Source organism: Candidatus Kuenenia sp. (assembly GCF_027493735.1).
Taxonomy (GTDB): domain Bacteria; phylum Planctomycetota; class Brocadiia; order Brocadiales; family Brocadiaceae; genus Kuenenia; species Kuenenia stuttgartiensis_A.
This window is the reverse complement of the sequence record NZ_JAOSKF010000002.1, coordinates 89,112-111,985: the sequence shown is the minus strand read 5'-3', so window position 1 is coordinate 111,985 and position 22,874 is coordinate 89,112. Positions and strand designations below refer to the sequence as shown.

The 22,874-nt window shown below is 40.8% G+C and carries 15 protein-coding genes; 8 read left to right on the top strand and 7 right to left on the bottom strand.

Annotated features, from left to right (window positions below):
* Positions 1 to 66: 66 nt before the first annotated feature.
* From M5U24_RS02215 to M5U24_RS02200, 4 genes are all read right to left on the bottom strand, one after another.
* Positions 67 to 1,101, bottom strand: coding sequence for a glycosyltransferase family 4 protein (locus M5U24_RS02215; RefSeq protein WP_099323805.1), 1,035 nt, complete (start codon positions 1,099 to 1,101; stop codon positions 67 to 69).
* Positions 1,071 to 2,681, bottom strand: coding sequence for a lipopolysaccharide kinase InaA family protein (locus M5U24_RS02210; RefSeq protein WP_298201435.1), 1,611 nt, complete (start codon positions 2,679 to 2,681; stop codon positions 1,071 to 1,073). The genes M5U24_RS02215 and M5U24_RS02210 overlap by 31 nt, the downstream gene beginning before the upstream one ends.
* 282 nt (positions 2,682 to 2,963) lie before the next feature.
* Positions 2,964 to 4,520: a hypothetical protein gene (locus tag M5U24_RS02205; RefSeq protein WP_298201433.1), complete on the bottom strand. Its 1,557-nt coding sequence runs from the start codon at positions 4,518 to 4,520 to the stop codon at positions 2,964 to 2,966.
* A gap of 175 nt (positions 4,521 to 4,695) precedes the next feature.
* On the bottom strand, positions 4,696 to 4,941 hold the full coding sequence (locus M5U24_RS02200) for a hypothetical protein (protein WP_099323808.1): 246 nt from the start codon (positions 4,939 to 4,941) through the stop codon (positions 4,696 to 4,698).
* 273 nt (positions 4,942 to 5,214) lie between these two features.
* On the opposite strand from M5U24_RS02200, the gene M5U24_RS02195 reads away from it, so the two are divergent.
* Positions 5,215 to 7,242, top strand: coding sequence for a tetratricopeptide repeat protein (locus M5U24_RS02195; protein WP_164995141.1), 2,028 nt, complete (start codon positions 5,215 to 5,217; stop codon positions 7,240 to 7,242).
* A 511-nt stretch (positions 7,243 to 7,753) separates the two neighbouring features.
* On the opposite strand, the gene M5U24_RS02190 is transcribed toward M5U24_RS02195, so the two are convergent.
* On the bottom strand, positions 7,754 to 9,961 hold the full coding sequence (locus tag M5U24_RS02190) for an ATP-dependent RecD-like DNA helicase (RefSeq protein ID WP_298201432.1): 2,208 nt from the start codon (positions 9,959 to 9,961) through the stop codon (positions 7,754 to 7,756).
* Between the two features lie 587 nt (positions 9,962 to 10,548).
* Here M5U24_RS02190 and M5U24_RS02185 point away from each other — a divergent pair.
* Positions 10,549 to 11,421, top strand: coding sequence for an SAM-dependent chlorinase/fluorinase (locus M5U24_RS02185; RefSeq protein ID WP_099323812.1), 873 nt, complete (start codon positions 10,549 to 10,551; stop codon positions 11,419 to 11,421).
* 38 nt (positions 11,422 to 11,459) lie between these two features.
* On the top strand, positions 11,460 to 11,645 hold the full coding sequence (locus M5U24_RS02180) for a hypothetical protein (protein ID WP_099323813.1): 186 nt from the start codon (positions 11,460 to 11,462) through the stop codon (positions 11,643 to 11,645).
* A 304-nt stretch (positions 11,646 to 11,949) separates the two neighbouring features.
* On the opposite strand, the gene M5U24_RS02175 is transcribed toward M5U24_RS02180, so the two are convergent.
* Together M5U24_RS02175 and M5U24_RS02170 are read right to left on the bottom strand one after the other, a co-directional pair.
* Complete coding sequence (locus M5U24_RS02175) at positions 11,950 to 13,485, bottom strand: GGDEF domain-containing protein (protein WP_099323814.1); 1,536 nt, start codon at positions 13,483 to 13,485, stop codon at positions 11,950 to 11,952.
* Positions 13,486 to 13,908: 423 nt separating this feature from the next.
* Positions 13,909 to 15,258 (bottom strand): IS1380-like element ISCku8 family transposase, encoded by a 1,350-nt coding sequence (locus M5U24_RS02170; RefSeq protein ID WP_298201460.1) that lies wholly within the window; start codon positions 15,256 to 15,258, stop codon positions 13,909 to 13,911.
* Between the two features lie 969 nt (positions 15,259 to 16,227).
* Between M5U24_RS02170 and bioA the strand changes: the two genes are divergently transcribed.
* The 5 genes from bioA (at position 16,228) to M5U24_RS02145 (ending at position 22,874) form a co-directional block, all read left to right on the top strand.
* Positions 16,228 to 17,592, top strand: a complete 1,365-nt coding sequence (gene bioA / locus M5U24_RS02165; protein ID WP_099323815.1) for an adenosylmethionine--8-amino-7-oxononanoate transaminase — start codon at positions 16,228 to 16,230, stop codon at positions 17,590 to 17,592.
* A gap of 27 nt (positions 17,593 to 17,619) precedes the next feature.
* Positions 17,620 to 18,333, top strand: a complete 714-nt coding sequence (gene bioD, locus M5U24_RS02160; protein ID WP_230405672.1) for a dethiobiotin synthase — start codon at positions 17,620 to 17,622, stop codon at positions 18,331 to 18,333.
* 48 nt (positions 18,334 to 18,381) lie between these two features.
* The gene (locus M5U24_RS02155; protein ID WP_164995146.1) at positions 18,382 to 19,197 is read left to right on the top strand and encodes a hypothetical protein; all 816 of its coding nucleotides are present in this window, start codon (positions 18,382 to 18,384) and stop codon (positions 19,195 to 19,197) included.
* Between the two features lie 516 nt (positions 19,198 to 19,713).
* Positions 19,714 to 21,045 carry a phosphomethylpyrimidine synthase ThiC gene (gene thiC, locus M5U24_RS02150; RefSeq protein WP_099323817.1) on the top strand — a complete coding sequence of 444 codons (1,332 nt, stop codon included), beginning with the start codon at positions 19,714 to 19,716 and terminating at the stop codon, positions 21,043 to 21,045.
* Between the two features lie 218 nt (positions 21,046 to 21,263).
* On the top strand, positions 21,264 to 22,874 hold the full coding sequence (locus M5U24_RS02145) for a B12-binding domain-containing radical SAM protein (protein WP_099323818.1): 1,611 nt from the start codon (positions 21,264 to 21,266) through the stop codon (positions 22,872 to 22,874).

Below are 22,874 nucleotides of genomic sequence, written 5' to 3'. Positions count from 1 at the left end.
ATCAATGCTTTTGTGTATTTTAAATACCGTTATTTCGCAGTGGAAACTTTTCCACCCTCTATTACGTTAAACACCCCTGATAACATTTATAAATTTCGGCGCATTCGCCTGTAATGAATATCCGGCATCTAATGTCTTTCTCCCTGCCAGCCCCATACGCCTTCTCAGCGCCGCATCATCGGCCAGGCATTTTATCTTCTCTGCCCACTCATCAACACTTGAAGCAAACATGCCGCTCACGCCTTCCTCAACAATCTCACTGTGAACTCCCACCGGTGAACATACTACGGGAACGCCCACTGCGAAATATTGAAGCAGCTTTGTAGCGCACTTGCCCCTTGTCCATTCATGATTCGGCAAAGGCGCCAAGCCTATATCAATGCCTTGTAAATCAGCATTTTCGTCTTCAATTGCCCATATCTTTTTGTGTACAGGCATTGTTTTGCAATCAATAAATTCGTTGCAAATAATCTTCAGTTCCAGCGATTTATTCTGTTCTGCCAACTTATCAAAAGCAGGCGTCAATTCCTGTATGAACGGAAGCGATGACTTGCTTCCGATCCATCCTATGGTTATCTTTTCCTTCCTGGTATCATAATTCCTGACCGAATACTTGCCCGTATCTATTGCAGTAGGGATAATAGTTACGTTATTATTGTAAGGCAATGCCTTTGATTTCAGATACGAATTGCCTGCAATTACAGAATCGGCAAACCGCACCATTCTGGCAAATGTCCGCTGTCTTTTAAACGATCTTCGGCGTCCATCTACCGGGCTTTTGTACATCACCGCATCGTCAAAATCATATATTATTTTGATGCACTTTCTCTTCAGATACCAAAGTTGCCAATACCACAGCCTCTTTTTCTGGACATACAATACATCATAACCATTCATTTGAGAAAACAATTTCATCCATTGCCAGAACGAACCGGGGAAAAGTGATACTGTATATGCTATATGTGCTTCATTTAAGTAGGGAAGATACTGCAACACCCTGTATCTGCTTGCAGGGTGTTCCCATTCCTGTATTAAAAAATAGACTCTTTTTGTTTCCATAACTATGATAGCTACTTTAAGACCTTTGCCTGCGGCGGCCATAAGTGTTTTCTTGCTATGCTGGCCTTAATAATTCCCCGTATAATTTCTTTATCAGCATTATTAATCTTCTTTCCCTTCATATACGCCCTGTAAAACCGTAATCTGTCCGTGTATGTCAAACAATCTGGCATCGATGCATTTATTTGAGACAAATTTCTAATGCGTTCATCACGCGTAATTCTTCCGTTAAAGTAAACCCTGTCGAGGTCAAGGTAATAAAAATTCCAGGCATCAGGCAATTCATTCACCAGGATATTATTTGCCTTCAGATCTGCGTGATATACCCCCAAATCGTGCAATTTCCTAAAAGACTCCGCCAGACTTGAAACAAACCTTCTTTTTTTTCTAAAAACCGGTTTGCCATGCGCCCTATTTAATTTTTCCGTTACATATTGATTACACGGCAAATTCCCGGATGCATTCTCCGTCACAAGAAAGCTTTTCTCCAGAATGCCATACTTCCTGCTTTCGCAAAGCGCAATCGGTTGAGGGGTCAGAAGTTTTAGCGCTAAAAGCCCATGAGCGGCAAACCATGCCTTTCGCGCAGGGGAATGAATGAGGGAATAAACGCCTCTTTTTAACAAAGCTGGATAACGGTATTCTTTTACGCACACACCTTTGATTTTTTCATCAGGACAGAAAACAAGGGTAATCCCTGTTTTATGAGAATTTTTAATAACATTCTCCCGCCTATCGCGCAATGAATCATTATGCTTTTCAATGAGGGCAAGCAGTGTATCTGCGTCCCACTCCGCTCTCATGTTTATTCTGTAACCGCCCTTTTTTATTATGGTAAATATATTATTTTTCTTTAAACATTTTCCCGCCCTGCTGCGCCATATACGGTATTTCGTAGCACCTACGCTCTCTAATATTTCTTTAGGATCAAAAGTTCCGTAACAACGCGCCAATTCAATTATCTCGTCATTTGTGCATACATCTTTAATGGAATACAATAATCGGGACAATTCCTTCTTTCTGGCAGGCAATGTCGTTTTTTTCCCGCACCTGGCACGGCCAATATCTATTAAATAAAACAGCGCAAAATCATTGACGTCAACCAATATATTCTCAGCGTGAAGTTCTCCGTGTAAAATCCCGGCGTCATGCATATTTTTTACAAAGAGTATAAGGTTTCGCAACACCTCCTTTTTTTGTATTACGCCCGCCGGAGTCTTTATTAACTCAAGCAAAAGGGCTTTTACTGCAATGCTGTTTGGAATTGTTTTTGAAATTATGTAACAATCCCGGAGTATTCCGCAACTACGTGTTTCTCCCATAGCTACTGGTTCTGCGGTATGAAAACCGTTTTTCAGCAATAAAAAACCCTGATTCCACTCCCTTTTAGCCTTTGACTGAGCAAACAACGATTTAAACCTGTCGATACTGCCCTTTGCCTTATAGTGTTTTATATAATACGATTCATGACTATTAGTATATTTCAAAACCCTCCTGAAATGTCCATTACGTACCATTTCATATTGATCATCCCGATGAATAGTATTAAATATTTCGCTTAACGCATCGGTTAATCCACCGTTCACCAGCCATTCAATACCATTATTAACATAATTATTCATATCTCATTTCATACCGCACATTCAGGCATGTAAATTTATTTCCAGCCGCTTTACGCTGTTAATCAATAAAATTGTACGATCGGTTCGAAAATAAAACTACAAAAAACAACTTAAGTACATATACCACAACATGAAATGGCTATAAAACCATTTTCATCGTTTCCAGGTGTTGTTAACGCAACATGATGACTGATGACTTATTTTGTCGTTGCCAGGGTTGATTTTGTCATTACAAGCTTCCGTACTACTATCCATCAATTTCTTGTTTTTTATGCGTGTTTTTCATGCCGCCATTTCCGTAAGTGCTTTAATATCAAGGGCTGAAGCGGTCATCAGTGAACAAGAGAACTTCTGGCCTTTCTCCGTCAAAACATAGCGGTTGGCCCTCGGAACTTTGCGGATTAGACCGTGTGCCCGCAGCATCTTTATCCGTCGGGTCGTTCGTCCGGAATATTTCTTTTGCTGATCCTTGCCGGATTGTTCGGATTCCCGGTAAAGCCACTTACGCAAATCATGGTTGCGGAATCCATTTATCGCGTTTTCGCCTTTGGACAGGAACATCAGCATCTGGTAATCATCCTGCTGCCAGGGATTCAAACCTCGATACCTCTTGCCCTCTTTGACAACCTTGTTACAAGCGCTGCTCACCACTTCTTTCAGTTTCTCCTCTACCTGAGCCGCCGCCAAAGCATCCCCATAACGATCATTGCATTGTTGGCTCACCTCACACCGTCGATGAAGATCGCTTACGCCCTTACGCATCTTCTGCCATGACGCCGGTTTGCCTTCATCATCATTGGGACTCCGAAAGACCTTAAAGTCCCGCGTATTATTGATCGTTGTCTCAATACGCAAGAGACTACCGCTCTTGTTATACATCTTCACTGAATTATAATTCACACTGTGCTTGACCCGTATACCTTCATAGCGTCTTCGATAGTCGCTGATAACCTCATCAGGGGCAGCGCCTGCAAGGTTACGCCTACCCAAATACTTCATCACCGAAGAACTGTCGCAAACCCGCATCGCATGATGAACAAACGATGGAAACAACTCCTCCAATGCCTCAACCGATTTAAACATGATGTCCGTCGCCCACTCCGTCTCATCCGCAGACCAGTAATACTCCGGTTCCAACGGACGAAGAATCTGCGACAATGCCGGGCAACTGCCCAACGCAAGCCCGTTCAGCAGCTTCGCCCAGTCAGTCTTAAGCTGCTCATGGAGCAGAACCTGCGCAGCCGCAATATCCTCTATACGCACAAAACAGTTGCCGTCCTTAACATAATCAATACCTTGCTTCTGAAGTTGCCGCTCCAGCCAATGACGACCATTGAGACAAATGAAAATATTAAACGGCGCCCAACTCTGGATACGAACATGACCAAAACCAAACACTGGATCGTTAAAATAATGATACACAAAGACACACTTGCGGGGCGCCATTACCAACTCGAGCTTCTTGCTGGCCTTGTTGCCCTTGACCATCGGCGCAATACAAGGCTCTACCACACTCAACAGGCAGATGGAACCTTCCGTAATCCTCTTATCCGCCGCGATCTGGCGAGCCAACTTCTCCTTATCAACACCGCTGCTCATCAAATACCACACCTCGATACCCAAATCTTTCGCCCGCGATTCACAACTGTCTCGCACCTGTGCCGTAAGCCCATTGACCCAACCGGAAAAATCCTTAAGCAGAATTCTCGCTTGGTTCATGAATGTTCCCATCCCACGCTCACTGGCCAACCACCGCAATGTCCCGCGAAAACGAATCCTGTCCAGACCGCTTATTGCACCCACGATCCTGTCTCGATATAATTCCATCAACTTATTCATAAGTAGTGTCCTCCAAATTGTCTGATTACTATTTACGAGGATACTACTATACTTTATAATAAACTAAAAATCACCTTTTTGGTTGCGGCCAAAGGCCGCGCTAGGTATTCCGTGGTTAAGAGCTTGTCATTGCGAGGGCTTTTTCCGAAGCAATCTCACAAACCGTTTAGACGGTTTATATTCCTAGCTTTTTCGTTATAGATGAGATAGGGATAGTTTCTCTTTCCTTCGATCTTTCATCTAGAAATTCCATGAACTTCTTACTACTACCGAGTTCTTTTACCTCTTTCTCAAACTCATCAATTTCCTCCAGGACATAATTTTTCCCATCTTTGTCGCAAATCATTAATGGTTCAGATCTTGCCATAGTCAATAATTCATCAATTGAATGTTTCTTTTTCCTTAAATCGATTGTATTCATAAATCGAAAATTATCACATTTATCATCTTGACGCAACACTTGTTATTATTTTACCACCTAACAAGTATATGCTGAAACCCGCTTAAGAATCGTCCTGTCATGCTGCCTTCTCTCTGTGCAATTTGCATTTTTCATTTTGCATTTTCACTGTTTTTGCTTTAATATCGCCACAAAGAAAAGGGGGGAACACCATCCCCTCCCCGTCGTTTTACCACACAATGATAAGCAGAAAAGATTATTCGCAATAACCATTGGAACAGGCACTCTCTCATTTTGAAAAAATATTTTTGCATATATTGCTCACTGGCGCTCTTGTTTTACTCATTTGTCGTTTATTTGAATTGTCTGCACAATTCCTTTGTGTATGATGATCAATCAACGATAGTCGATAATTATTTCATACGGCACTGGCATAACTTTCCGGATATTTTTACAGGCAAATATTTTTCTCTTTCCGCTGAATTAACGTATCGTCCGGTAGTCACCCTCTCTTATTTTGTTGATTTTACCTTCTGGAAATCCAACCCTGCCGGCTACCACCTTACCAATGTTTTAATCCATTCGGCAAACTGTGTATTCTTCTTTCTCTTTTGTTTTCAACTGCTGAAAAAACGGCTAACTGCTTTTGTGTCGGCATTACTGTTTTCTTCATATCCCCTCTTATCAGAATCCGTAAACGCAATCGGGTTTCGGGAGGATCTGTTTGCGTTTCTATTTATGATATCGGGCTTTCTCTTTTTTTTAAAATCCCGCAAAGACAAATATTTCATTCATTACTCATTATCTTTACTCTGTTATTTTTTTGGACTTTTCTCCAAAGAAATGGCGATTACTTTACCGGTATTAATTATTTTACACGACCTTGTTTTCCCACCGTTTTTACTAAAAAATACACTGTTGGCAGGACGTCAAAACAACGGGAGTGTGCAACCAATAAACCCATCCATATCATTACGCCTCTCTTATCTAAAATCAGGTTTTTATCGCTATTATAGCGGCTACCTGCTGATTTCTCTTTTCTATCTCTCAATCCGCTTTTACTTTCTCCACAATCCTTTGGAATCAGAAATACAATCGCCATTAAAGAATCCTTTCTCCAGCTTTCTTACCATGACCCACGTATTGGCATATTATATAAAATTACTCTTCCTTCCCTTTCCTTTAAATGTGGATTATGTGATTCCTGTTTCAACATCCATTGCGAAAATATCCTTCTGGATATCCGCACTGCTTTTAACGGCAACGGGAATACTTGCATTTCGTACAAAACAAAGAAATAACTATATTTTCTTTTGCATTGTGTGGTTTTTCATTACCTTATCCCCCGTAATGAATATTATCCCATTGGGCAATGTTATGGCAGAAAGGTATTTATATGTTCCTTGTGCCGGTATTTGCATGGCATTTGGGATTTTGTTGACTAAGAGCGCCTCCTTTTTATCTTCTTATCATGAACGGAACACCGTCAGAAAACCTTTTACATTCACTACAACTTTCCCTATTTCGCTGACGCTGCTTCCGGCGCTCTTTTTTCTTTTGTCAGGAAGCGCATATTTAACGCTTCGGAGAAACACGGATTGGAAGGATGGGTTACGCTTATGGTCAAAAACACTTACTGTTTCACCGAACAGTGCGAGAAGTCACATTAACCTGGGAAATGCCTATGAAAAAATGGACATTAACAGCGCCGCTTTTGAAGAATACAAAAAGGCGTTAAAAATAGACCCGAACGACGCCGACCTTTTTAATAACCTTGGCATTTATTATGACAAAATGCGTCTTTATGAAGATGCAATTGCCTGTTACAAAAAAAGTATTGAAATATATCCACAACACACACAAGCACATAATAATTTAGGGGTAATATATACCAAAGAAAGAATATTAGATGAAGCAATCCGGGAATTTACCAAAGCAATCTCAATAAATCATTATTACCCTGACGCACACAGTAACCTTGGCATCGCATATTACCGAAAGGGCGCTATGGATCTGGCGGAACGTGAATTCCTGACTGCGATTTCTATGGAACCAAATCACGCAAAGGCCCATAACGGACTTGGCATCCTCTATAACGACAGGCAGCAATTTGACAATGCCATTCATGCATTTCAAACTGCCGTAAAAATCAAACCCGATTACGCAAACGCCCATATGAATCTGGGCGCTCTGCTGCTGAAACACAAAAAAGACAAACATGCGGCATTATTTCATCTTAAAGAAAGCATAAAACTCGATCCGCAACAAGACCAGGCTACCGGCATAAACAAACTTATACAACAACTTGAACAGGCAAACTAAACGTAATTTCTCAATAAGTTGAGACTGTGCAATCGGCAGTCGGCAAATTGCAGACTGTGGACTGTAGAAATTATTATAAAAACATCAACTTATTGAGAAGTTATCAAAAGGACAAAAGCAATATTTTACACTGTCCCCTGTTCAGCATTCGCTCTCGTTCCCAAGCTCCAGCTTGGGAATGTGATTGTTTGAGAAGCTCCGGCTTCGCATGGAAAAAAGAATAAAACCATGCTATCCATATATTTGAAAATCTATTTCATGCTTCGTTAAATCGTTAAATCTCCCGGTAGTGGGGGTAAGGGGGGATGCTAATCCCTTTAACTTTGAACCGAATATGCTTACCAAAGGGAAGCGAGAGCTTCCAATGCAATTGCGTTCCCAAGCCGGAGCTTGGGAACGAGCGTTTTTGCTTTTTCAAAAAACTAAAGTGTTACAAAGTTTTACATTATTATAAAAACATCAACTTATTGAAAAGTTACAACTAAACGATCAAAAGGACAAAGGCAATATTTTAGACTGTCCCCTGTTCAGCATTAAATACCTCTACCAGCCTTCTTTTTAAATACGTATATCTTTTACATGGTTTGTCATTTTTTACTGCGATTGCCAATGCCTTTTTTGTACCTATTAACACCACCAATTTCCTTCCCCTGGTTATTCCTGTATACAAAAGATTTCTTTGCAAGAGCATATAATGTTGCATATGAACAGGCAGTATAACAACAGGGTACTCACTCCCCTGGGATTTATGAATCGATACCGCATACGCCAGCACTATTTCATCGAGTTCTTTGTAATCATATACAACCTCCCCTCCGTCATAATTTACGGTAATTTCCTGATATTCATCATCTATCTCAACAATAAACCCTATATCACCGTTATATACATCTTTTTCATAGTTATTTACTATTTGCATAACCTTATCATGTTTTTTAAATTGTCTTGTGCCTTTTATTAATTCAACAGGAGATTTATTGAGGGCATTTTGAAGGGTGTTATTTAAATGATGTACCCCCAATACCCCCTTATTCATTGCCGTTAACACCTGGATATCCTTAATGGCATCAAACTGAAATCTGCCGGGAATCCGTTCTTTACATAACGAAACGATTTCGTTTATTATTTTTTCAGGGTCTTCAAGCTGAATAAAATAAAAATCCTGAAGTCTGTCCTTTTCAAAAGTAAGTACCGGCATATATCCGCTGTTTATCCGATGAGCATTCATCACCACAACGCTTTCTTTCGCCTGACGAAAGATCTCATTGAGATGAACGTAAGGCACAACACCAGACGTTATGATATCATTTAAAACATTTCCCGCCCCTATCGAGGGAAGCTGATTTACATCACCGACGAGGATCAGGGTTGCATCCTTCCGGACAGCCTTCAAAAAATGGTACATAAGTATCGTATCCACCATTGATACTTCATCCACGATAATTACATTTGCGTCCAGTGGATTTCTCTCATTTTTCCTGAAACCCCCTTCCTGTGGGTTTATCTCCAATAATCTATGAAGCGTTTTCGCCTCATGTCCCGTCATCTCAAACATTCTCTTCGCCGCCCTGCCCGTTGGCGCAGCTAATATTACACGAAACCCTGATTTATCATAAATTCTGATAATTGTTTTTATAATCGTGGTCTTACCCGTGCCAGGCCCTCCTGTAATGACAAATACCTTTTTATCTACCGCCCCTTTTACCGCCAGGAGTTGTTTTTCTGCAAGGCGAATACCAAACTCTTTCTGAACCCAATCAACGGAGGTATCCATGCCCATCAGATATGTCCGCTTTCCTTTTTGCATAAGGTCATTGAGCATTTCCGCTATTCCTTTTTCTGATACATAACATTTTGCAAGATATATCGCCTTGTTATTGGCCGTTATTTCATCATTTTCATTACAGTCTTCAATTACTATCCTCTTCTCAAACGCAATGGTTCCAAATGCACGGATAATAAGGTCGCGTTCTACCTCAAGCACCTTCCTGCATTCCTCCGTCAATAATTCGTAAGGATAGTACACATGGCCTTCGTTTAATAATTTTTTCAGAACATACAAAATGCCCGCTTCAGCACGCAATATTGAGTCCTTCGCAATGCCCATATTTTCAGCAATTTTATCCGCGGTAATAAACCCGATACCAAATACTTCCATTGCCAGCCGGTACGGGTTCTCTTTTACAATACGGACAGACTCCCTGCCGTACTGTTTAAATATCTTTGCCGCATATGCAGAGCTTACTCCGTTGCTTTGAAGAAAAAGCATTACCTCCTTTACTTCTTTTTGTTCCGTCCATGCGGTTTTGATCATCGCAATGCGCTTTTCTCCAATGCCTTCCACCTGTTTTAGCTGTTCTATTGAATGTTCAATAATATCAAGTGAGGCCACTCCAAAGCGGGACACGATTCTTTTTGCCATTACCGTCCCAATGCCTTTAATAAGCCCTGAACCAAGGTATTTTTCAATACCCTTTGCAGTTGCGGGGGTCACCGGTTCGTAAGAACTCACTTTAAATTGTTCTCCATATTTCGGATGACAATACCAATGCCCCCGAAGATTTACTGTTTCGCCTTCAGTAACCGATGCCAGGTTGCCGATAAAGGTAATGACCTCCTTATGATTATTTACCTTCATTTTGGCAATAGTGTATCCCGTATCTTCGTTGCGATAGGTAATTCTTTCTAATTGCCCCTGAATGACAGATTCTATGGTCATATTCTGTTACTCTACAAAAACATTGTAACACTTTAGTTTTTTTAAAAATTCCAATACTCGCCGTGTAGGGTCAAAGCATTTGCCCGTTTGGGTATGAACGCATTTATGACAGTTTACATCAAATGCTTCGCCCCTGCTTTTTCAAAAAGCTAAAGTGTTACTAAAATATTACGTACTATTTCCCTACAACATGATATGATAGCGATGAAAATGTTAATTTAAAAAATCCTTGTATTTCAGATAGTTTGATTTTAGCATGTTTTTTGTAACATTTTGTAACATTTTAGATATTAGCCTTGTATTATCCTTCACTATTTTTAAAGCGTTTAAACAATGATACCTTGTAATAAATGCAGCCAGCATATTGGCGAACGTCTCTGTATTGGACTGGGAGACTGGCTTTGCCCGAAGTGTTGTGGACAATATCGCATTGTTGACATAAATTGCTGGAAGTATTGTCCCTTCTTTTTTAAAGAAGAAATCCCCGTCAATGCTGAAAAACAGAAACAATAACTGATTACCCGGGAAAAACCGCAGAAAACATTTACGGACGAAAACGATAATCGCTGCTTTAACAAAAGCATGTAATGAGAGGAGCGTTTTCCCCCTGGTATGCGGAGAAACCATTTTCAAAATTACCCGGCAAACGCCACATGGCAAATCAACGGTCACGGATAATAACACTTCTTACGGACTTCGGAATTCATGATGCTTATACCGGCATTATGAAGGGAGTGATTGCCGGGATTAATCCGCATGCCAACATCATCGATCTGTGCCATATGATTCCGCCACAAGACGTTTTTCGCGGGGCATATATACTGTACACCTCTTACCAGTATTTTCCAAAAGGAACTATACACATTGCCGTTATTGACCCCGGCGTTGGCAGTGAAAGAAACATACTCTGTGCAGAATGCAAAGGACACCTGTTCCTTGCCCCGGATAATGGTTTATTGAGTTTTATCCTTCAAAAAGAAAAGACTAAAACCATCACACGTGTGACAAATACCAAATTTTTCCTGCCGGGGCAAAGCAATACCTTTCATGGACGGGACATCTTCGCACCGGTAGCGGCACATCTGTCACTTGGCATCTTACCCGATCAGTTAGGCAGGAAAATCAATCAGTTCCGTCAGATTGACATGCCAAATCCCGTATTTGCAAAAGAAAACAGAAGGATTAACGGAACCATTCTCTCTATTGACCATTTTGGCAACCTCATTACCAACATCACAGAAAAAGACATAGATAATTTAGAAACAACCACAAACAATCTAATTTTAACGGTAGACAATGAGAAAATAAAGGGCTTAAGTAATACCTATGCCGATGTAAAAACCGGCATGCCACTTATGTTTATAGGAAGTGCGGGGTTTTTAGAAATATCAGTAAATCAGGGAAATGCCAAAAAACATTTCAGGGCAAAACAAGGCCACAAGGTTTACCTCGATGCTTGAACAAAAAGAAACCCACCTATCTATAATACTTTAGTTTTTTGAAAACTTCCAATAATCGCGAGGTATTCTCAAATTCTGTTACGCAGGTTAAAAGGGTAGCTGCTCTGATAAATGAGATTGCTTCCGCTTCAGAAGAACAAAGCAATGGCATTCAGCAGATGGATCAGGTAGTGCAAAAAATGCCGCAACTGCAGAAGAGGCTGCTTCGGCAGGAGAAGAATTGACGGCGCAAGCCCAGGAACTTAATGCCCTTGTAAAAACAATATCCCTCGAAGTCAATGCAAGCGAAGGGGAACACCATTAGCCTGAGTCCTCAATCGGCAATCTGCAATTTGCAATTTGCCGACTGCATAATGGTGAAATCCGAAATGCGAAATACGAAGCAAATTCCAAACTTCAACTGTTCAAAACCGGGTTTTTTTCATTGGGATTTTGTATTTTTGAATTTATTTCGGACTTTGTATTTCGTACTTCAAATTTTTTATCTAACGCATGTTTGGTTCTGGTTATACCAACTTAGGTACTGAATCATTTTTTCTTATCCAAACAGGCGGTGATCCTGTTTTTGCCATTTTTCTTCGATTCTAATAATGCCTTATCTGCACGTCCAATAAGACCGCTCCTGTTTAAGTTATCTATTGATGGTTTCGTTTCCGCCACACCAATGCTTATTGTTACTTTATATTGTTCTTTATTATCGGCAAAGACATGCTCTGCAACCCTTTGGCGCAGTCTCTCTGCAACAATCAAGGCGCCTTCCAGATCTGATTCAGGCAAGACTATTGCAAATTCTTCTCCCCCGTAGCGGGCGAGTATGTCATAAGTTCTGATTCCCTTTTTCAATAAATCGCACAATTCCTTTAAAATAAAATCACCTGCCTGGTGGCCATAGTTATCGTTAAATTTTTTAAAATTATCCACATCGAGCATGATTAAACAAAAAACGCCCTTTTTCCTTTTTGTTCTATTAAGTTCCCTTTCAAGAAATATTTGTAAATACCGATGATTATATACTTCCGTTAACCCGTCTATATTGGCAAGACTTTCAAGCCACTTATTTTTTATCTCAAGCTCCCTGGCCGCTTTCTGCATTTGTATTTTTGCATTGACAAGTTCTTTATTCATTTGATCATACGTCAGATTTATTCCACTGAGAATGGTATTTGCTTCAATCAATATCTCCTCAATAGATTTTGGCTTCTTAATATAAAACCCAAAATAGTTTGCATTATGCACCACCTCCAGGTCAACTTTATCCAATATATCGTCAATTACTGCCTTGCTAAAACCCAAATTAACCTTCATTTCCTTAATAAATGTATCATAATATTTATTCGGCTCATTAGAATATAAAATGTTGGATACCAACCCTGAAAAATAAATAACATTTGTGTAAAGTTGTGCCTTTTTATCATCTCCTTTGTTCTTTTCCGGAAAATGGTGATGTTGAATGGGAACTGATAATATATCCGGGAAGCACCAGTTCTTTGTAATCTCATAGCCTATTTGTGCGTGGTCTATACCGATAATTTGCTGCTCAATCTCAATAATGTTTTTTTTACTATTTTGCGCCTCTTTAGCGACCTGATCGTATAATTCTGGGTGTGTGCTCGCTATAATTAATTTGCCAATATCTTTTAAAAGTCCCGCAATAAATATCTCCTCAAGATCATTATTATCAATTTTATTCTTAATCAACCTGGCAACAACTGCGGTAGCAAGAGATTTCACCAAAAAATCTTCATACATGAATAATTCCGCCTTATTGCCTCCTTTAATTGAGAGAAATGAAAAGGAAAGAACCAGGCTCCTTATAGCATTGATTCCGATACATGATATTGCTTGCTGTATGGTGCTTATTTTATATGCAAAACCATAATAGGCAGAATTAGCAATCTTTAATACTTTCGCAGAAAGCGAAACGTCTTTTGATAACATACCTGCTATTTCTTTTACAGACGTTTCCTCTTTTGATGTAAGGGAAATAATTTCTGATGCTACGGAAGGTAATGTTGGCAGGTCTGGCGATTTTAGTATATCCTTTAAAATATCTTCTTTTTTCATATCAATACTCCACTATTAATGTATAGGGCGTTTGCAAAACGGACCTTTTTGGCCACTTAATACTTATAGTTAGCGCATGGATACACTGCACAAACATCAATAGCATTGGAATTTCTTAAAAACATAAATTGTTACTATTTACCGTAAAATATATTTTTCAATTTTTACCTAAATCCTGCAAACGATTTTCGCAATGCGAAAACCAGTATTTTCCACTACCAAGATTGGCAAAAAGCGATAACAGATATCCGTTTTTTAGCAATTGTGGTAGCGCTATTGTACTACTTTAAACAAAAAGACATGGGAAATTGTCGGAAACGTGCTCTCTGATGCAATGAAAATCAAGATAGGGATGTACTGTCTCCATCTGCGGTATACTTACCACTCTCAAAAGACTAAAAAACGAAATACAACGTCGGTTTTCTACTGAAAAACTACATCCAGTGACATGCGTTCCCACTTTTCCCATTCCTCCTGATGGAGAAATTTCTCCGGCAATTTTAATGTCATCTGCCGGCTTCTCTCCACCAGTTTCCCTGCCACACGGATTAACCACAGTCTCATCGTCTTTACTTCCCACTGTTGTATCACTCCACCACTGAGCAATCCCATCCACTTCAAAAGATTATACGCTAACACCGCACACTGAAATAGCGCAGCATTGGCCAAAAATTCACCCGTACGTATGTGCCCCGCATTCATCTGTCCTTTACTCTCTTCTATCAAAGTCTCGCAGGTAGCCCTCTTTCCATAACAACGATGCGCTTCCATCGGACTTAACCGCTCCGTTGTAACGTAACAAAAATACTCATACACGGACACTTCTACTAATTTCTTTTCTCTTTTGACCAATTGCCGCACTGCCACAAAACGTCTCGCACGATCCCACCCTGCACATCGATACCAAAATTCAGCCTGTTCCCATCCTGGCTCCCCTTTCACCTCATTCCATTTCTGCCCTTCAAGCAATCCTTCCAGATTCTTCAGCTTTACCTTAATCAGATATCCCGCCAATATTGACTCAAGGTATTCAAGTAATTCTCCGGTAAAAAAACCGCTGTCTCCTCGAAATACCACCCTTACCCCCTTATTCATGTACGCCATACATTCCTTCATGAACTCTACTACTCCGTTACTCGTGTAGGCGCTTCCACAGCGGAACCAACTATGTAATACCTCCTTTGTTTCTGCAATAAATGCCATTAAGGGATGATACGCCTTCTGCCCCTTCTTGTGCGGATTATATCCTACCTCTGCACCCTCCTGTTTCCCATATACACCATCTACGGTAGAATCAACATCTATCCATACTTCGCAAAGAGCACTCCTGAGTTTATGGCCTGATCTCACCGCACGCTTCCATATCTTTCCCCTAAACCGGTGGATCACCCCCGTCAGTTCCACTATATCTCCCTGACTCGCCAGCTTCATAATACGTCCTATCGTAGTATCTACAGGTACCTCTTTCCACCCGGACATCTTCTTCAATACCTCATCTGTACACACCTTCATCACCTCTACCATCGATGTCGCCCCTGCTATCAACCCTATCACTACCATTTGTACCGCATCGACAAACTGATACCGGGCATTTGCTCCACGATCCTTATGGACCGCTTCATGGACTCTCTCCCGGAACATCAGCTTACCCATAAAATTCAATACCGGTAAAAGCCCTGCATGTACCGTTAAGCCTTTCCCGCTCATCTCTGCCTTGATTTTCGGTTGTCTTTTGCTGTATTTTTTGCTATATTCTTCATCGAAATGGTGAATCTCCTTTCAGGTGTTTTTGTTATCAATATACCGCCGAATACCTTGGAAATCCTACCATTTCAATCCTATTCCTGCAACAAGGCTTTGCCTTGTTTGCAGGATTTAGGTTTTATTTTCTATTGCCTTATTATACTTTACTATACTTGAAGTTTAGTGCACAAATCCAACTTTTTGTAACACTTTAGTTTTTTGAAAAAGTAGGGGCGAAGCATTTGCCCGTTTGGATATGAACGCATTTATGACAATTTACAGCAAATGCTTCGCCCCTACACTGCGATTATTGGAAACAGTTTAGATTTTTGGAAAAACAAAAATGCTCGTTCCCAAGCTCCGGCTTGGGAACGTAATTGCGTTAGAAGCTCTGGCTTCCATTTAGCCGGCAAGCGAAACTTCGTGTATTATTCGATTCAAAAGAGGTTTTCCAAATATCTTGGGTAACATACAGAAAAACGGGTGCATTCCCGATTGTTTGTAAGCGTTCATGGAGTCGGGGCAAAACAACCCTGACAGGGTTTGAAACCCTGTCAGGGTTAACACTACTGCAACGTTTCATTAAAACATGGCGGAAATCACAAAAAATCGGGAATACACCCCAGAAAAACCTCCAGGCTGACATCATGGGTTCATTCCCTTTTCCATTCGAAGCTGGAGCTTCGCAAACAATCCCGTTCCCAAGCCGGACAGACTGGGTCAAATGAAAAATTTTATCCTATTTTACGACAGGCATTCTCCACTTTAATGGTAAAACAGCACTAAATAGGGTCTAAAACAGGCATAATGCGAGGAGTTGCCCCCACTTTTGAGACAACAAAGTTCATTTGACCCAGTCTGCGGAGCTTGGGAACGAGCGATTTTTTTTCATAGGACTAAAGTGTTACGATTATTGGAATTTTTCAAAAAACTAATGTATTACTACTTTTTAGTAAATAGGCAATTTTGAAATATGGCAAGAAGGAGATACGTGGAATAATGTTTGAAGAGATTCGTAAGGAACAATTGCAGACATGGGACAAGACCTACCTCTGGCATCCTTTTACCCAAATGCAGGAGTACGTGAAGGAAACCCCTCTTGTTATTGCGGAAGGAAAGGGGATTTACCTGAAAGATATTGATGGCAACGAATACATTGACGGGGTTTCCTCTATGTGGTGTAATCTTCACGGCCATCGCAAAAAAGAAATCGATGACGCCATAAAGGCACAGCTTGACAAAATCGCGCACAGCACCTTTTTAGGCCCTACCAATATCCCCGCTTCAGAACTTGGTAAAAAACTTATCGAAATCGTACCAAACGGTTTAAGCAAAGTGTTTTACTCTGACAATGGCTCCACCGCAAATGAAGTTGCCCTGAAAATGGCCTTTCAATATTGGCAGCATAAAGGCAGAAGAGATAAAACACAATTCATTGCATTACAGTATGGGTATCATGGAGACACTATAGGCACGATGGCGGTGGGCGGGATTGATATATACCATAAAGTATTTAGCCCCCTTTATTTTAAAACACATTTTGCACCTTCTCCTTATTGTTATCGCTGTCCATTAAATAAAATTCCGGAAGATTGCAGCATGGAATGTCTCGGTACACTGGAAAAGATTTTACAGGAACATGCGGATAATGTCGCTGCAATGATTATGGAACCCCTTGTACAGGGTGTAGGCGGTATGTTAATGCATCCAAAGGGCTATCTGGCAGGAGTCAGCAAACTATGTAAGCAATACGATGTACTACTTATTCTGGATGAGGTAATGACGGGATTTGGACGAACGGGAAAAATGTTTGCCTGCGAACACGAATGTGTCGTCCCCGACCTTATGCCTCTGTCAAAAGGGATTAATGGCGGATATATGCCTCTGGCGGCTACGCTTGCAACGCAGGAAATATATGACGCCTTTTTAGGAGAATATACCCATTTGAAAACCTTCTTTCATGGACATACCTATACAGGGCATCCCCTCGGATGTGCAGCGTCCCTGGCAAGTATACACCTCTTCGAAAAAGAAAACATTCTGGAAAATTTACAGCCGAAAATAAAGCACCTGAAAGAGAAGTTATCATCTTTCAAGGTATTAAAACATGTCGGTGAAATACGGCAGTGTGGTTTAATCGCCGCAATTGAATTAGTAAAAGATACGAAAACAAAAGAACCTTATTCATGGGTTGAACGCATAGGAATACAAATCTGTCTTGAGGCAAAGAAACAGGGGGTATTAATACGTCCATTAGGCCATATCATTGTCATCATGCCGCCGTTGATTATTACCACTGCTGAATTGGACAGATTACTTGGCGTTATTTACGAGTCTATACGGACGGTTACGGAAAAAGTGTAAAAAAGAATTGTTATTAATTAAGGAGAAATGGTTGTGACTGCAGGATGCTTTGTGACAGGAACAGATACAGGTGTCGGCAAGAGCATTGTTGCGGGAGGGCTGGCCGCTCTTTTGAAAAACAGCGGTTGCAATGTGGGAGTTATGAAGCCTGTTGCTACAGGAGGCAAATACCATAACAATAGGTTGGTATCGGACGACGCGCTATTTCTTATGTCAGCAGCGGAAATTGATGACGACTATGAACTCATCAACCCCATATGTTTTGAACAACCCATTGCGCCCACAATTGCGGCTCAATTAAATAATACCACAATAGACCTGGAAAAAATCAGACATGCCTTTGATATCCTCTGTAAACGGCACGATTTTATGATTGTCGAAGGTGTAGGCGGTTTGCTTGTCCCTGTAAATGAACACTATTTTATCATTGATTTAGCCCGCGAATTTAAACTCCCCCTGATAGTTGTCAGCCGGCTCTCTCTCGGAACAATAAACCATACCCTTCTCACCCTGTCATATGCCCGTGAACATGGCGTAAACATAAAAGGAATAATCTTTAACGACCATGCGGATACCAATGACTGCCTGAAAAACTATACGGTGAAAGAGATCAAAAGATTTACAAATGTACCTGTACTTGGCACCATACCCTTTGATAAACGGCTTGATGTTGAAAATTACCATAAAGAAACCGTATTAAAAATTTTTAGTGATAATGTAGACAAAAACATTATAATATGAAACGCCATTGTTTGCCGCATTTTTGTAGCTTTTTGTGGAGGAATTATCATGCCGCCCGTAGGTGAAAGGGTTGATAACCTGGAACAAATACTCGCAGAGTTCATCAGGAACGTTGGCAATGCACAAATGCAGACGGAGAGGGAAATCCGTGAGTTTAAGGACGAAATGCAACGGGACAGGGAAAACTCCAAAATCGAAATGAAGGTATTCAGGGAGGAGATGCAACAAGACAGGGAAAACTTCAAAAATGAGATGCGGAATTTCAGAGACGAAATGCAACATGATAGAGAAAACTCTAAAATTGAAATAAAAGAATTCAGGGAAGAGATGCAACAGGACAGAGAAAACTCCAAAAACGAAATGACTGAATTCAAGGAGGAGATGCGGAAAGACAGGGCAAGGGCATTTAAACAATGGGGAGAAATCACCAACAAAATGGGCACGTTGGCAGAGGATTTTGTAGCCCCAAACGTTGGGGAAATCGCCATGCGGTATTTCTGCTGTGAGGAAGGCAGCGAAGAAGATTTCATGGTCAGAAGATTTAAAAGAAAGCCAAAAACGAAGAGCAAGAGAAGAGAGTTTGACGTAATTGCAGTGTATGATACCAAAATTATTCTTGTAGAAGTAAAATCCACTCCCAGAATACAGTACATAGATGATTTTGCGGAAACTTTAAAGGAAGTGTACGAGTACTTTCCAGAATATATAAACAAAAAGATCATTCCTGTTTTTGCATCCCTTTATTTACCAGATGAAGTAATTGCATACCTCACAAAGAAAAACATTTTTGCAATGGCAATCAGAGATGACATGATGGATTTGATGAATTTCGGGGAAGTACATCAGGCCAGGGCAAACACATAATAATCGCTGTAAAATCAACGAGATATTTCCAACGTGTTCTGTTTTGCAACCCATGAGTTTATTCGGGGAATAGCACTCTGTATGACTATCCGCCAACTCCTTGTTTTTTATGTTGGAATCCAGGTGAGCAATGGTGAAATAAATAGGGTGTATTCCCGATTTTTTGTGATTTCCGCCATGTTTTAATGAAACGTTGCAGTAGTGTTAACCCTGACAGGGTTTCAAACCCTGTCAGGGTTGTTTTTGCCCCGACTCCATGAACGCTTACAAACAATCGGGAATGCACCCAAATAAATACTAGTACATCGTTTCGTTAAAATGTGTACGTAAAAAAATGTCATTGCGAGTAGTGGAGTGACGAAGCAATCTCTTGTTCCCAAAAAACTTAAGATTGCTTCGCTGTCGCTAGCAATGACGGTATCAATGTAGATATTTTAATGAAACGCTATACTAGAAAACGGTGGTTTTTAGTTTGAGAAAGTTTTTAAAGGCTTAATTAATTTGGAGTAAAAATAGATGAAAACTCAGTTAGAACTTGCACGCGATGGTGTTATAACGGAAGCCATGAAAGAGGCTGCTGTATATGACGACGTCACCCCGGAATTTATCCGAGAAGGCATTGCAAAAGGACAGATCGTTATTTATGGAAATCCGAACAGAAAGGCGCGTGTGATTGGCATCGGCAAGGGACTCAAAACAAAGGTAAATGCCAGCATCGGCACTTCCCCCGATATTATTGACGCCGAGATGGAAGTGAAAAAGGCGCAAACCGCTGAAAAATACGGTGCGGATACACTGATGGAGCTTTCAACAGGCGGTGACTTGGTCAAAATCAGAAAACGGGTGTTGGACTCCATTTCTCTTACAGTAGGTACCGTGCCCCTTTACCAGGCGGCAATAGAAACCAATAAGAAAAAGGGTTCTGTAGTACACATGGAGGCTGATTTCCTCTTTGATGTTATAGAACAGCAGGCGGAAGAGGGTATTGGTTTTATGGCTATCCACTGCGGCATTAATTTAATCACCTTAGAGCGATTAAGAAGGCAAGGTTATCGTTATGGCGGCCTGGTGAGCCGCGGCGGTTCGTTTCTGACCGCATGGATGAATCATAATAAAAAAGAGAATCCCCTCTATGAACAGATCGACCGTCTTATTGATATTATGAAAAAACACGACGTTATTCTCAGCCTTGGAAATGGCTTACGGGCAGGAGCAGTTCATGACAGTACTGACCGCGCACAGATACAGGAACTTATTATCAATTCCGAAATTGCGGAATATGCCCAAAGCAAAGGGGTTCAAATTATCGTTGAAGGACCTGGACACATCCCCATCGATGAGATCGAGGCAAACGTTTTGATACAAAAACGACTCAGCAACAACGCCCCTTTCTACATGCTTGGCCCTATTACTACCGATATAGCCCCCGGATATGACCACATTTCATCTGCCATTGGCGCTGCCTTATCTTCACGTTACGGCGCAGACTTCATTTGCTACGTTACACCGCCTGAACACCTTGCCCTTCCAGGACCTGACGACGTGCGTGAAGGCGTTATGGCCGCTCGTATCGCCGCCCACGTAGGTGATATGGTAAAACTAAAAGACAAGGCGAAAAACTTAGACCTCAAAATGGGTATTGCACGCAGAGACCTCGACTGGAAGACTCAATACGAAACAGCCATCACCAAGGAACGTGCACAGGAAATTCGCAATAGCCGTCCTCCCATGGATGAGGATACATGCACAATGTGTGGCAGTCTGTGTTCACTCAAAGGTGTGATGAAATACTACGAAGAAGACCTGAATAAAAGCCGCAAGAAAAGCGCTGCCACTGCAGCATTTTGAACCTGAAGGTCAAAAGCATAACGATTTTTTGCTATCAGTCATAATTATCACTACAGCGACATATTATTCTTACGCCCTGCTCAATAATTATGCCTGGTATATTAATCCTGTCAGGGTTGTTTCGTTAATTATTGCAAATTTCAAAAGGATCTATTGCCTTGTCGATTGTCTTGCTCGAACACCCACGTTTAAATAATTCAGTCCGATGTGAGGAAGTAGTGAATGCCCCGTTATCAGCATGCCTGTTTACAGGATATATTGCCTCTGTTTTACGGGAAAACAAGCTTACGGTCGAAGTTGCCAATGCACATCTTTATGACTGGTCAATAGAAGAAACCATTACACATATCATCGCAAACAAACAATTACAGCTTCTGTGTGTCCATACCGTATATCTGTGGGAAAGGACCATGGATATATTTGATATGCTCTCAACACTGAAAACGGCGAATGAAGCCTTACACATCAATCTCTACGGTTATTTTCCCACGTTTGCTTATAAAAATATTCTTACTGATTATCCATTTGTTGATTCTGTGACGGTTGGCGAACCTGAATTTACAACCCTTGACCTTGCAAGAGGTATTGTATCGGGAAATCGTACTTCAACGGAAATCCAGGGAAGCAATACATTATTAAAAAAGAAGAGAAACCCCCTCTCTTGCCCCCCCCTTGCGAATCCGGGGAATGAGGTAAGAAGAAGTGTATTCCCTGATGGAATGAATATTGCCGGGCTTGCTTCCAAGGATAAAGACGGGAGGGTCGTTTTTACGCCCAGGCCTCCTATCCATAATTTAGACCAGCTACCCTATCCTTGCCGGCAGGATGTTACTCTCTGTCAGAAAAAGGGTATTGTTACGTATATACAAGGAAGCCGGGGATGTTACGGGCATTGTGCCTTTTGCTACCTGAATCCCTTTTATGAGCAAACAAGCCTATGGCGCGGCAGAAGCGCAAATAATATATTTGATGAAATCTTCAAATTACACACCAAATACTCTATTGAAAACTTCTATTTTTCAGATGCTAACTTTTTTGGCCCCGGGAAATATGGAAGTGAACGTGCGTCTGCCCTTGCGGATCTTATTCTTGCAAACGGTTTAAATATCCGATTCGGCTTTGAATGCCGCGTCAACGATATTGAAGAAAAAACAATAGAAAAACTGGTCATGGCAGGACTTGCCAATGTATTTCTTGGTCTGGAAAGCGGCGATGACAATTCTCTGAAACGATTTAAAAAACACACAACTTCTGAGGAAAATAAAAAGGCTATTCGTCTGTTAAGAAATTACGGAATAGAGCCAACCTTTGGTTTTATTATGTTTGAACCACATGCTACCATGCAAAGCATACGCAATAATTTTGAATTTCTGAAAGAAACAGGCATTATGACTTCACCAGCAGTCACCGCTCATTTGCTCCACCACAGGCAAACAGTTTTCCAGGGAACGCCTGCATATCAATCAATGATGCAATCGCAGACAAAACTTGATGACTCATTTTCACCCTATGAAATCTTTTATAAAATAAAGGATTTAAAGGCGGATGCATTTTCCGTAATTATTACAAACATATGCAAAGATATTTTAGCCCTCTTGCCTCATACCTTTGTTGAATGCAACGACATGTTATCGGATACCCGCTTTGATTATCCTTTATTAAAAAAATTAAACGACGCATTGATCACCGCATTTGAAGATATCCTGCATAAATTCGAAAGTGCCTCCATTGTTCCCAACGGTGAATATTTTCATTCCACACACAGGGAAATAATAAACGATATTCAATCATTACTGTTGCATGCAAATGCCTTACATGAGACCAAATGA